Origin of the sequence: Burkholderia sp. Bp9099 (assembly GCF_003857805.1) — a bacterium.
In the GTDB taxonomy this organism is placed as follows: Bacteria; Pseudomonadota; Gammaproteobacteria; order Burkholderiales; family Burkholderiaceae; genus Burkholderia.
In genome coordinates this window covers 1-12,373 of the sequence record NZ_QTPU01000038.1, presented here as the reverse complement: position 1 = coordinate 12,373, position 12,373 = coordinate 1, and the positions used below count along the sequence as shown (strand labels likewise).

Sequence of the window (12,373 nt, the reverse complement as noted above, 5' to 3'; positions counted from 1 at the left end):
GACAACCACCGAACAATAATTCGCATCATCATGAACAAGAAGGAAGCCAAGACAAGAATCGCGGCGCTGCTGTCCGCGGGTGCGAGGAAAGCCGACGTGCTGGCCGAGCTGGCCGGACAGGGCCTCAAGGATCGCGTGCTCGCGCGCCTGATCGCGTCGCGCCCCGACCCCGAGCTGTGCAGGAAGAACAAGGTGCATACGCGGGTCCTGATCGGGCTCGGCATCGCGCAGTTGGTGATCAGCGTCGCACTCGCCTATCTCATCCTGGTGGACACACTCAGCGTCGGCGCCGCGGCGCTGTTCCTCGCACTGACGGTGCCGCTGTCGCTGCTGTTCATCTGGGGCTTCGCGACCCATCGCGTCGGCGCATATCACGCGTTCATCATTCTGTCGCTGCTGCAGGTACCGAAGACCATCGCCGATCTCGGCCGCGATCCGTCGACCGCGCTGCCGACCCTCGGGGTGACGGTCATCCTGGTCGGCTACGTCTGGTTCGTCCGCAACCGGCTGTTCCCCGACTTCGGCTGGTTCACGCCGCGCAAGGTCGAGGGCCGTTACGCGTTCGTGGAAACCGCCTGATACCGCACACCACGCACCTCGCACCGTGAAAAAGGCGCCGGGCCGCCCCGCAATCGCGGGACGGCCCGGCGCCTTCTGCATTCCGGAACCCGGCAGCTTATTTGGCCTTCTCAGCCGTATCGCTGATTGCCTGGCCACCCTTCGAAATGTCCTGCCCCATGCCTGCAACGGTATTGCAACCGGCGAGCGCGGCGGTCACCACCAGCAGCACTGCAGCAATCGTACGCGTCATGCTCATTCTCCTTCGAGTCAACATGCCCGACCGGGCGAATCGTATGCGGCGTGGTGCCCTGCGGCGTGCAGGACACGGGGCCTGACCTGATTATACGGAGACGGCCGCCGTGCGCCAGTGGCGACCGCGCCAGTGCCCGCGCACGACACGGCCGGTCGCACAGATTTTCCTTGACTTCGTCGGCGCGCGAACTAATATACGCACCGCGTATATTTTTCATCAGGTGCCCCCGATGACCGTTCCCCAGCAAGCCTTCCTGCGCGACGCGATGCGCCGCCTCAACATGACCCGCGAAGCGTTCGCGAACCGCATTGGCGTAAGCCGCCGCGCGCTGGACACGTGGCTGTTGCCCGACGACTCGCAGGAATCGCGCGGGATGCCCGAGATCGTCGAACGCTTCGTGTCGGAAATCGTCGAGCGCTCGGCGCCGGACGGCGCAGACTATACGCAAAGCGTAGACAAACAGGAGCTCGCAAAGCAATTCCTGTTCGAAGGCAAGCCGCAGCTGATCTCGGTGGACCAGTTCTCGCGCGACTCGGTCGAGGCGCTGTTCCGCGTCGCCGACGTGATGCAGCCGATCGCGCGCCGCCACAAGATCTCGCGCGTGCTCGAGGGCGCGGTGCTCGGCAACCTGTTCTTCGAAGCCAGCACGCGCACGCGCGTGTCGTTCGGCGCGGCCTTCTGCCGGCTCGGCGGCTCGGTGTGCGACACGACCGGCTTCACGTTCTCGTCGATGGCCAAGGGCGAATCGATCTACGACACGAGCCGCGTGATGGCCGGCTACGTCGACGCACTCGTGATCCGCCACCCGGAGAAAGGCTCGGTTGCCGAATTCGCGCGCGCGACCAACCTGCCGGTGATCAACGGCGGCGACGGCCCGGGCGAGCACCCGAGCCAGGCACTCCTCGATCTCTATACGATCCAGCGCGAGTTCTCGCGGCTCGGCAAGATCGTCGACGGCGCGCATATCGCGCTCGTCGGCGACCTGAAATACGGCCGTACCGTGCATTCGCTCGTCAAGCTGCTCGCGCTGTACCGCGGGCTGAAGTTCACGCTCGTGTCGCCGCCGACGCTCGAAATGCCCGCGTACATCATCGACCAGATTGCGACGAACGGCCACGTGATCGAGCAGACGAACGACCTCGCGGGCGGGCTGCGCGGCGCGGACGTCGTCTATGCGACGCGGATCCAGAAGGAGCGCTTCACCGACGAGTCGTTCGAGGGCTATACGCCGGATTTCCAGATCAACCAGGCGCTCGTCGACTCCGTCTGCAAGCCCGACACGCTGATCATGCACCCGCTGCCGCGCGACAGCCGGCCCGGCGCGAACGACCTGTCGGTCGACTTGAACCGCGATCCGCGACTCGCGATCTTCCGGCAGACCGACAACGGCATTCCGGTGCGGATGGCGATCTTCGCGGTGCTGCTCGGCGTCGAGAATCTCGTCCAGCATTCGATGCGCGATGCGACGTGGCGCCCGCCGGCGTACCTCGGGCCGGAGGATGCGGTGTTTCACGGAATCGATTGACCCGCATCCAGTGTCGCGCGGCCAGACTCGAGATTGCTGAAGATCGAGCGCCGCGCGCCGAAGCAACGCACGACGCGCCGCCTTGCACGGCGCGTTTTCATTTTCGGCGCGGGTGATATCGAGGCGACCGGCCGGAAGTTAGCGAGCCCACGGATCGATCACGCGCAGGCCCGCTGCTTCGAACGGTGCGACGTCGCGCGTGGCCACGATCAACCCGTTGGCTGCGGCGGTTGCAGCGATGAAGCCATCGGCAGGCGCCATCGTGTGCCCCAGGGCGCGCGCCTTCGCGCGTAGGCTCGCATATGCGTCACTGGCCGCATCGTCGAACGGCAGAATCCGCCCGCGAAACAACGGCACGACGCGTTGCTCGATGTTTTGGTGCAGCCAGTCTCGCCTGCGCCCCTCCGGCAACGCGGCCACGCCGAATCGCATCTCGGCCAGACTGATCGCGGCAAGAAACAGCGTCTCGACGTTTTGCGCGTCGAGCCATTCGATCACGGCCGCGCTCGGTTCGCGTCGCAGCGGCTCCGAAATGACGTTGGTATCGACCAGAATCATTCGAAGCTCATCGGATCGGTTGGCGATTGATCGCGCTGAACCTCGAAATCGATGCCGCCGGCCTCTCTCCCGATCTCCGCCAGCAGCGTTCCCAGCCTGGGACGTCCGCCGGGCCGAACGGCCTGCTCGAGGATATCGCGCACCTCGGCCTCGGTACTGCGGCCATGTTGTGCAGCACGGATTCGAAGCGCGCGATGCACCTCGTCGGGCAGGTTTCTAACAGTGATCACAGGCATGATGCGCCTCACTACATTTGCTTTCAATGCAGTCATATTATCACCTTGCTGTCATTTTGGACGAGTGAAGACCCGATCACTGTAAATCGCCCGACACGCCTTTCCCACTCGGCCATTCGGCCATCGCCGCGGCCCCTACGCGCTCGGCAGCCCTCCGCCACATTCGTCAACATTCTCCTCGCAAATGCGAACACGAACGCTTCTCATTTAAAAAGAAATTACATAGAATGCCGCCTGAAAACAAATCGTAATAATTCCGGGCGGCATGCACATTTCCGTAGCGCGTCGTTCCCGGGGCCATACTGCGAGGTCGAAGCGCACCATGAAGTCCCGTCCTGACGAGCAGAAGCTCGGCAAATTCACCACCCTGTGCAGCGTACTCGCCGCGAGCCCGGCGTTCGCCGACGGCACGCCGCCATCCGCCCCGGTCAGCACCGAAGGCCATCTCGCGCCGATCGAGGTCCAGGGCAAGGCCGAGCACAGCTACAAGGCCGACTTTTCCGCATCCGCGAAATTCACCGCGCCGCTCGTCGACACGCCGAAGTCGGTGACCGTGATCCCGCAGGAACTGATCCGGAACAGCGGCGCGGCGACGCTGACCGAAGCGCTGCGCACCGTGCCCGGCATCACGTTCGGCGCCGGCGAAGGCGGCAACCCGCTCGGCGACCGCCCGTTCATCCGCGGCTACGACACGCAGGGCAGCATGTTCGTCGACGGGATGCGCGACACGGGCGCGACCACGCGCGAGATCTTCAACACGGAACACGTCGAGATCACCAAGGGCTCCGACGGCGCGTACGGCGGCCGCGGCGGCGCGGGCGGCAGCATCAACCTGATCACGAAGGCGCCGCACCTCGGCACGACGGCCGCCGCGAGCGCGGGCCTCGGCACCGACCGCTACCGCCGCTTCACCGCCGACGGCAACTGGCAGTTCGCCGATCACGCCGCGTTCCGCCTGAACCTGATGAGCCACAACAACGACGTCGCCGGCCGCGACGCCGTCAACAACGAGCGCTGGGGCGTCGCGCCGTCGATCGCGTTCGGCCTCGGCACGCCGACGCGCGTGACCGCGAGCTACTACCACCTGTCGACCGACGACATGCCCGACGGCGGCATTCCGTACTTCTACACGACGTCGAACAAGCCCGCGAACGTCGACACGATCTATCCGGCGCCGGTCGACCGCCACAACTTCTACGGCCTGATCGACCGCGACTTCCGCAAGACCACCTCGGACATCAGCACGATCAAGATCGAGCACGACATCACGTCGAATCTGACGGTGCGCAACACCACGCGCTACACGGAATCGACGCAGGACTACATCTGGACGCAGCCCGACGACAGCCAGGGCAACGTGGTCAACGGCCGTGTCTGGCGCCGCAACAACAACCGCGACAGCTCGATCAACAGCCTCGCGAACCTGACCGAACTGTTCGGCGAATTCCGCACCGGCCCGTTCAAGCACAGCTTCACGACCGGCATCGAGCTGACGCGCGAATGGGGCAAGCGCGATTCGTACACGGTCGCGACCGACAAGGGAACGATCTGCCAGAAGGGCATCGGCGCGCCGTCCGGCTACAACTGCACGAGCCTGTGGTCGCCTGATCCGAACGATCCGTGGGCCGGCTCCGTCACGCGCAACAACGACTATGCGCATGCACGCACCACGACCAAGTCGATCTACGGCTTCGACACGATCGAGCTCACGCCGCGCTGGCAGGTGAACGCCGGCGTGCGCGTCGACGATTACTCGACCCGCTTCACCGACACCAAGGCCAACGGCAGCAAGACCTATACGCGCGACGACACGCTCTTCAACTGGCAGGCCGGCCTCGTGTTCAAGCCCGCGCGGAACGGCAGCATCTACGCGTCGTATGCGACGTCGTCGACGCCGGCCGGCATGCTGCTCGGCGAAGGCAGCGAAACGCAGTCGCTCACGCCGGGCCGCGGCGGCGTCGGCCCGAACGCCGATCAAATGGCCCCCGAGAAGAACCGCAGCATCGAACTCGGCACCAAGTGGAACGTGCTGAACGACAAGCTGTCGCTGACCGCCGCGCTGTTCCAGATCGACACGACGAATGCGCGCGTGACGCTGCCGAACAACCAGTACGCGATGGTCGGCAACAAGCGCGTGCAGGGTCTCGAACTCGGCGTCGCCGGGCAGATCACGAAGCAGTGGCAGGTGTTCGGCGGCTATACGTACATGAAGAGCGAGCTGCGCGACAACGGCAAGGATGCAGCGAACGACGGCAACCGCTTCCCGAATACGCCGAAGCACAGCCTGACGATGTGGTCGAACTACGACGTGACGCCGAAGTTCACTGTCGGCGGCGGCGCGTTCTACATGTCGGAAGTGTTCGGCGATCCCGCGAACCTGCGTGCGGTGCCGTCGTACTGGCGCTTCGACGCGATGGCGCAATACCGGATCAACAAGAAGCTCGACCTGCAGCTGAACGTGAACAACTTGTTCAACCGCACGTACTTCGATCAGGCGTATCCGGCGCACTATGCGTCGATCGCGCCGGGCCGCTCGGCGTTCGTCACGCTGAACGCACGCTACTGATCGATGGAAACCGTCTCGCTGAAGGCGCTCGCGTCAGTGTCGCCGCGCGCGTTCGCCGACATTCTGGCCGGGCCGCCCGAGCGCGCCGCCGCGTGGGTCGCGGCGGCCGCCGATAACGGGATCGTCGACGCGCAGGCCGTCTACGGCCAGTACCTGCTCGACGGGCACGGCGTCGCGCGCGATCCGGCCGCCGCATGCGGCTGGTTCCGGCACGCGGCGCGGGCCGGTCACCCGATGGCGATGAACATGCTCGGCCGCTGTTACGAGTTCGGCTGGGGGACGGCGGCATGCGCGCCGGTGGCCGTGTACTGGTATCGGCTCGCCGCGCAGGCCGGGCTCGACTGGGGCATGTACAACTACGCGACGGCGCTCGCGCTCGGCAACGGCATCGACGAGGATCGCGCCGCCGCGCTCGACTGGTTTCGCCGCGCGGCCGCGCTCGGCCATGCGAAATCGATCAACCTGATCGGCGGCTTCTACGAGGACGGCTGGGTAGTGACCGCCGATGCCGACGCCGCGTTCGACCACTATCGGCGCGCCGCCGAGGCCGGCGACTTTCGCGGCCAGTTCAACCATGCGCGACTGCTCGCCGAGCGCGGGCGCGTCGACGAAGCCCTCGTCTGGCTCGCGCGCGTGCCGGCCACCGCTACCCCCGCGTTCGTCGCGAAGATGCGCGCCTATCTCGCGTCGTCGCCGCTCGATGCGTTGCGCGCGGCGGCGATGCAGTTGCCGTCTCACGGCATGGAATCCGAATCATGATGCTTCATATCCCCGGCGTGTTGACCAAGGCACAGGTCGCGCGATGCCGCGAGATGCTCGATGCCGCCGACTGGGTCGACGGCAACGCGACATCCGGCGCGCAGTCGGCGCTCGCGAAACGCAACCGGCAGTTGCAGGAAGGTTCGCCGGTCGCGCGCGCGGCCGGCGATGCGATCCAGGATGCGCTGGCCCGGCATGCGCTGTTCTTTTCGGCGGCGCTGCCGCTGAAGGTGTTTCCGCCGCTGTTCAATCGCTATGAAGGCGGCGAGATGTTCGGCACGCATGTCGACAACGCGATCCGGCTGCTGCGCGGCACGGATTTCCGCGTGCGCAGCGATCTGTCGGCGACGCTGTTTCTCGAGGAACCGGACGCGTACGACGGCGGCGAGCTGTGCGTCGAAGATACGTACGGCGTGCATCGCGCGAAGCTGCCGGCCGGCGATCTCGTGCTGTATCCGGCGTCGAGCCTGCATCACGTCACGCCGGTCACGCGCGGCGAGCGCGTCGCGTCGTTCTTCTGGATCCAGAGCATGGTGCGCGACGATGGCGACCGCACGCTGCTGTTTCAGCTCGATACGCAGATTCAGGCGCTTTCCGCGGAAAAAGGCGCGAAGGATCCGATGGTCATTTCCCTGACGGGGATTTATCACAACCTGTTGAGGAAATGGGCGGATGCGTAGCATGGGCTGATCACGCGACGTCCGCCGTGAAGTACGTCGCCGGAGCCGGCGCTCCATCGCTTGCATCGGTTCACGATGCATGTCTAAAATGACCATCGTCAAATGACCATGCTCATATCATGATGCCGCACGCTCCCGTATCGAAATCCGAATTCAAGGCTCGCGCACTCGAATACTTCCGGCTCGTCGAGGCGTCGGGCGAAAGCCTGATCGTCACCGACCATGGCAAGCCAACGCTCGAAATCCGGCCGTATCACGCGCGCGAGGCTCAGCCGTTGGACATATTGCGCGGCTCGGTCATGCGCTACGACAATCCTCTCGATCCGATTGCGGAAGATGACTGGGAGGCGTCGCGGTGATCGTGCTGGATACGCATGCATTGGTGTGGTGGGTGGCGGGCGATCCGTCGCTCAGCAAGAAGGCGCGAAGCGCGATCGATCGCGCGCGCGGCGAGGGCGCACTCGCTGCGTCCGCGATCTCCGCATGGGAAATCGCGATGCTGGTGCGCAACGAGCGCCTCGCATTGACGATGGACGTCGATGCGTGGCTCGCGACGGTCGCGCAAATCGACGGCATGCGCTTCGTGCCGGTCGACGCCGACATCGCCGCGAGGTCCACCGCGCTGCCCGGCACTTTTCACAAGGATCCAGCCGACCGCATGATCGTCGCGACTGCGCGCCGGCTCGGTGCGCCGCTCGTCACCCGTGACGAAAAGATCCGTGCATACGCGCACGTCAAGACACTTTGGTGACGGTCATGGGCACGTCGGCCGAATCGCAACACCGACACATCCGCATGCCACTCGACAGACGATTCGTCTGACGGAACCGATGACGGCGATCACGCGAAGCCGTCCATGACCGATCGAGGTTTTACCTCGCACCCGCTTCACGTATTACCCGTCGGACTAGCGGCATTAGCCGTTCAGCGACCGCGATTGAACCGTGATGTAACGAGAATCGCACTCCATAAACGGCCCCGTCGAGGAAACCATGCTCGACGAACGCGCCCGCCGACATTCTTTCCGACGACAACGCCCCCGCGTCGGTAACATCCGCACTTGCCGATCCCCGCCCGCTCCCGCACAATCGGGCCACCTGCCTTCCCTCCCCCCGCGCCGATGTCCTATGCGTCACTCGCCACCGGCGTCCTGCTCGCCGGCGGTCTCGGTCAACGCTTCGACCCAAGCGGTCTGCACAGCAAGCTGCTCGCGCGGCTTCCCGACGGCACGCCGGTTGCGGTCGCCGCCGCCCGTCATCTGGCGGCGGCCACGGCCGAGGTGATCGCCGTCGTGCGTCCCGGCGCCGAAAAACTCGCGATTTTGCTGAACGACGCCGGCTGCCAGGTCGTCTATGCGCCCGACGCGATGCGCGGCATGGGCGCGAGCCTGGCAGCCGGTGTTCGCACCTCGCCGGACGCGCCCGGCTGGCTGGTCGCGCTCGGCGACATGCCGTGGATCGCGGCATCCACCTACGAAGCGGTCACACGCGCCCTCGACGCCGACGATGCATCGATCGTCGCCCCCGTGCACCGCGGCGTGCGCGGCCATCCGGTCGGCTTTGCCGCGCACCACTACGAGGCGCTCGCCGCGCTGGACGGCGATACGGGCGCCCGCGCGCTGTTCGCCAGCGCGCCGGTGAACCTGCTCGAGGTCGACGATCCCGGCATCCTGCGCGACGTCGATACGCCCGCCGATCTGCGCTGACCGCGGCGCGCGCCGGCCGCACCCCGCATCGTGGCGCTGTTTGCGCGCGATCCGGCGCGATACCTGCAGCGGCTCGCCTGTCGCGGGCAATCCGCATGCCGCCGCGAGAATCCTCCGGCAAACAGCCGCCCGATTGCCTATAACGGAGACGAGACGCGCCCGCCGCGCCACCGCCGTCACGCCCTGCGCGAGTTCCCCATGGACCACACGACCCCGATGCCCGAGCCCCCGGCCGACCCGAACCGCGATCCGGAAGACGATCCGCTGTCACCGCCGCCACCGGGGCATCCTCACGACAATCCGCAGCAACCCAACGGACCGCCAAGCAAGGATCCTGTCTAGCCGGCATCCGCCCGCGCCATCAGGCCTGCTCCGGCACTCGCCCTGACAAACGACACGGCCGCTGCCGCGGCTACGCCGCCGCGCCTTCCCGCGCTACGCGCACCTCGTACGTCTTGAGGTGGTTGTACGCGATCCGCAGCAGCGACAGCGCATCCGCCGCCTGCGGGTCGCGGCGCGCGAGCAGGTCGCCGATCACGTGATCGGCTTCGACCCGCGCGCGATTTTCGACGTCGCGCAGCATCGACGCGGTCAGCGGCGACGGCGTCAGCACCATCCGTTGCATCCGCTCGACCGCGGCGGGATCGGGCCGGTAACCGTTGTGCGCGGCGATCGCGCTGCATTCGTCGAGCATCGTCTCGAGCAGGCGGCGGCCGTCCGGCGCGGCCAGAATGTCGCCGATCGAACCGCGAAACAGCGACGTGCTCGCCGCGAGCGTCGCGAGGAACACCCACTTGTCCCACATCCGCGCGGCGATGTCGTCGCTGAGCGTCGCATCGAAGCCCGCGCCGCCGAGCTCGTCGGCCACCGCGCGCACGCGCGCCGATTCGCCGCCGGCGAGTTCGCCGAACGACAGCCCTGCCGTGTCGTTCAGGTGCACGACCCGCTGTTCGCGATCGAGCGTCGCCGCGATCACGCACAGGCCGCCGAGCACCTGCGCGGCACCGAACCGTTCGCGCAGCACGTCGAGATGGCGCATCCCGTTGAGCATCGGCAGGATCAGCGTCGACGGCCCGACGAATGGCGCGAACGATGCAATCGCATCGTCGAGGCTGTAGGCCTTGCAGCTCAGCAGCACCAGGTCGAACGGCCCGGCCGTGTCGCTCGCGCGCACCGTCTGCACGTTCGCGAGCGTCAGGTCGCCGCGCGGGCTGCGAATCAGGAGCCCGTCGCGCGCGAGCGCGGCCGCGCGGCCGTCGCGCACCAGGAACGTCACGTCGCGCCCCGCCGCCGCGAGCCGGCCGCCGAAGTATCCGCCGACCGCGCCGGCCCCCACCACCAGAATTCGCATCGTTGCCTCCTTTCAGGTTCGTTCGCCGCCGTGCGCCCGACCGTCGGGCACGGCGCGCCATCGCCCGACAGTATAGCGACGCCGAATATGTATATGCATAGATGCCCGCACCGCGCTCACCGGTATCGGGCCGCTGCCGTTTCTAAGGGATTTCCCGCCTACGGCAACGTTCGTTGCATGCCGTCAACGAGTTATCCCGTCACGCCGTTCCGGCGCGCCTGTTCGACCGACCGACCTCACTACCCATGCGCACCCTTTCCCTGAATCAGAAACTCGCCTCGATGATCGTCATTCTGTGGCTCGGTCTACTCGTGATCGCCGGCATCGGCGCGTGGCAGACGCGCGCGTCGATGATCACGGACCGCCGCGATCAGCTTGCGTCGCTGGTCGCGCAAGCGACGAACGTCGCCGACCACTACTACAAGCTGTCGCAACAGAATGCATTGCCGGAGGCCGACGCGAAGCAGAAGGCGCTCGAGGCGATCGCCGCGATGCGCTACGGCACCGACGGCTACATCTCGATCAACGATTCGAAGCCGGTGATCGTGATGCATCCGATCAAGAGCGAGCTCAACGGCAAGGACGTGTCGAATTTCGCGGATCCGAGCGGCAAGCATCTGTTCGTCGAGATCGTGAAGGCCGGCAACATGGAAGGCGGCAAGGGTTTCGTCGAGTATCTGTGGCCGAAGCCGGGTGCCGACAAGCCGCAGGGCAAGACCAGTGCGGTGCAGCGCTTCGCGCCGTGGGACTGGTATCTCGTGACGGGCATGTACATGGACGACGTGCGGTCGGCCGTGCTCGCGAGCGTCGGCCGCTGGCTCGCGATGACGGCCGTGCTCGGCGCGATCGCGACCGCCGTGATGGTGCTCGTGCTGAAAAGCGTGCGCGCGAACCTCGGCGGCGAACTCGAAGTGGCGCTCGACGCCGCGCGGCGCATCGCGCAGGGCGACCTGACCGCACGCGTGAACGTCAAGCATGACGACCGCGGCAGCCTGCTGCATGCGCTGCACACGATGCAGAGCGGACTGATCGACATGGTGTCGCGCGTGCGGATGGGCACGGAGAACATCAACGTCGGCGCGAGCGAGATCGCGTCGGGCAACACCGACCTGTCGCAGCGCACCGAAGAACAGGCGGCCGCGCTCGTGCAGACCGCGTCGAGCATGGATCAGATGACCGCGAACGTGAAGCAGAACGCGGACAGCGCCGCGCAGGCCGCCACGCTCGCCGGTCAGGCCGCGCAAGTCGCGACGCGCGGCAGCGAGGTGGTCGACGATGTCGTGCGCACGATGAACGAGATCACCGACCGCTCGCACAAGATCGGCGACATCATCGGCGTGATCGACGGAATCGCGTTCCAGACCAACATCCTCGCGCTGAACGCGGCCGTCGAAGCGGCGCGCGCGGGCGAACAGGGCCGCGGCTTCGCGGTGGTCGCGGCCGAGGTGCGCTCGCTCGCGCAACGCTCGGCCACGGCAGCGAAGGAGATCAAGTCGCTCATCGAGTCATCGAACGAAACCGTCGAGCACGGCGCGACGCTCGTCACGAACGCGGGCGAGACGATGGCCGAGATCGTGCAGTCGGTGCGGCGCGTGAACGAGATCCTCGACGAGATCAGTCATGCATCGCGCGAGCAGAGCGCGGGCATCGAGCAGGTCAACCGTGCGGTAGGCGAGATGGATCAGGTCACGCAGCAGAACGCGGCACTCGTCGAGGAAGCCGCGGCGGCCGCGCATTCGCTGCGCGACCAGGCCGAAGCGCTGCGCGACGCCGTTACGCGGTTCGCGTTGCCGGCTTGACGGCCGGGGTCCTGCCCCGCCCTTCCGCGCGTGTCGCGCCGGAGGGCGGGAGTGGCGTGTACCTCAACACGGCCAACCGCTGAATCCGCTTCCGTTCGGCGTCGCGGTTGGCGGCATCTCGAAGCCAGACCCGTTGGAACTGTCGACCGGTCATGTGTCCAGTCGATCGCGTTCCGACACGTCGCGAATCCGCAAGCAAAGCAATCACGCCACAGCGCTGCCTTACGTCACCACGAATAGCCCTGTATGCCGTAATCGGTGTCGTGTCGACGTCCCCACCAAGGGAGGTACGCGTTGTTTCCACCGCGTGCGCGGAACCAGTCTTGGTCCGGATCGATCGGCGTGAGCTTCGACGGTGGTCTGACGACGACGGCGACGGG

Annotated in this window: 13 protein-coding genes and 1 pseudogene; 9 read left to right on the top strand and 5 right to left on the bottom strand. The window is 66.4% G+C overall.

Translation table 11 applies throughout. From position 1 onward, the window contains the following. The first annotated feature begins 30 nt into the window (after window positions 1-30). Window positions 31-579, top strand: coding sequence for a permease (locus DIE17_RS32035; protein ID WP_124668166.1), 549 nt, complete (start codon window positions 31-33; stop codon window positions 577-579). 97 nt (window positions 580-676) lie between these two features. On the opposite strand, the gene DIE17_RS32030 is transcribed toward DIE17_RS32035, so the two are convergent. Continuing rightward, a complete protein-coding gene (locus tag DIE17_RS32030) occupies window positions 677-811 on the bottom strand; it encodes an entericidin A/B family lipoprotein (RefSeq protein WP_059449563.1) in 135 nt (44 codons plus the stop codon). 232 nt (window positions 812-1,043) lie between these two features. On the opposite strand from DIE17_RS32030, the gene DIE17_RS32025 reads away from it, so the two are divergent. After that, window positions 1,044-2,339 carry an aspartate carbamoyltransferase gene (locus DIE17_RS32025; protein ID WP_124668167.1) on the top strand — a complete coding sequence of 432 codons (1,296 nt, stop codon included), beginning with the start codon at window positions 1,044-1,046 and terminating at the stop codon, window positions 2,337-2,339. A 138-nt stretch (window positions 2,340-2,477) separates the two neighbouring features. Here the strand turns inward: DIE17_RS32025 and DIE17_RS32020 are convergent, their stop codons facing one another. Together DIE17_RS32020 and DIE17_RS32015 are read right to left on the bottom strand one after the other, a co-directional pair. Further along, window positions 2,478-2,897 (bottom strand): type II toxin-antitoxin system VapC family toxin, encoded by a 420-nt coding sequence (locus DIE17_RS32020; RefSeq protein WP_124668168.1) that lies wholly within the window; start codon window positions 2,895-2,897, stop codon window positions 2,478-2,480. After that, window positions 2,894-3,133 (bottom strand): FitA-like ribbon-helix-helix domain-containing protein, encoded by a 240-nt coding sequence (locus DIE17_RS32015; protein WP_124523734.1) that lies wholly within the window; start codon window positions 3,131-3,133, stop codon window positions 2,894-2,896. The genes DIE17_RS32020 and DIE17_RS32015 overlap by 4 nt, the downstream gene beginning before the upstream one ends. A gap of 322 nt (window positions 3,134-3,455) precedes the next feature. Between DIE17_RS32015 and DIE17_RS32010 the strand changes: the two genes are divergently transcribed. The 6 genes from DIE17_RS32010 to DIE17_RS31985 all read left to right on the top strand — a co-directional run bounded on the left by DIE17_RS32010 (window position 3,456) and on the right by DIE17_RS31985 (window position 8,843). Next, window positions 3,456-5,699 (top strand): TonB-dependent siderophore receptor, encoded by a 2,244-nt coding sequence (locus DIE17_RS32010; RefSeq protein WP_124668169.1) that lies wholly within the window; start codon window positions 3,456-3,458, stop codon window positions 5,697-5,699. Window positions 5,700-5,702: 3 nt separating this feature from the next. Continuing rightward, window positions 5,703-6,458 (top strand): tetratricopeptide repeat protein, encoded by a 756-nt coding sequence (locus DIE17_RS32005; RefSeq protein ID WP_124489071.1) that lies wholly within the window; start codon window positions 5,703-5,705, stop codon window positions 6,456-6,458. Beyond that, complete coding sequence (locus DIE17_RS32000) at window positions 6,455-7,138, top strand: Fe2+-dependent dioxygenase (protein ID WP_124668170.1); 684 nt, start codon at window positions 6,455-6,457, stop codon at window positions 7,136-7,138. Before DIE17_RS32005 ends, DIE17_RS32000 begins: the two co-directional genes overlap by 4 nt. Window positions 7,139-7,257: 119 nt before the next feature. Then, window positions 7,258-7,497 carry a type II toxin-antitoxin system Phd/YefM family antitoxin gene (locus DIE17_RS31995; RefSeq protein WP_011659184.1) on the top strand — a complete coding sequence of 80 codons (240 nt, stop codon included), beginning with the start codon at window positions 7,258-7,260 and terminating at the stop codon, window positions 7,495-7,497. After that, on the top strand, window positions 7,494-7,889 hold the full coding sequence (locus DIE17_RS31990; protein WP_044846647.1) for a type II toxin-antitoxin system VapC family toxin: 396 nt from the start codon (window positions 7,494-7,496) through the stop codon (window positions 7,887-7,889). Before DIE17_RS31995 ends, DIE17_RS31990 begins: the two co-directional genes overlap by 4 nt. 369 nt (window positions 7,890-8,258) lie before the next feature. Then, a complete protein-coding gene (locus DIE17_RS31985) occupies window positions 8,259-8,843 on the top strand; it encodes an NTP transferase domain-containing protein (protein WP_124523732.1) in 585 nt (194 codons plus the stop codon). 412 nt (window positions 8,844-9,255) lie between these two features. Here DIE17_RS31985 and panE read toward each other — a convergent pair whose 3' ends face one another. Further along, window positions 9,256-10,194, bottom strand: a complete 939-nt coding sequence (gene panE / locus DIE17_RS31980) for a 2-dehydropantoate 2-reductase (protein ID WP_124668171.1) — start codon at window positions 10,192-10,194, stop codon at window positions 9,256-9,258. 245 nt (window positions 10,195-10,439) lie between these two features. Here panE and DIE17_RS31975 point away from each other — a divergent pair, with 245 nt between their 5' ends. Then, complete coding sequence (locus tag DIE17_RS31975; protein WP_124668172.1) at window positions 10,440-11,993, top strand: methyl-accepting chemotaxis protein; 1,554 nt, start codon at window positions 10,440-10,442, stop codon at window positions 11,991-11,993. A 227-nt stretch (window positions 11,994-12,220) separates the two neighbouring features. Here DIE17_RS31975 and DIE17_RS38125 read toward each other — a convergent pair. Next, window positions 12,221-12,373 (bottom strand): annotated as a pseudogene (locus DIE17_RS38125) (virulence factor); the annotation flags it as partial.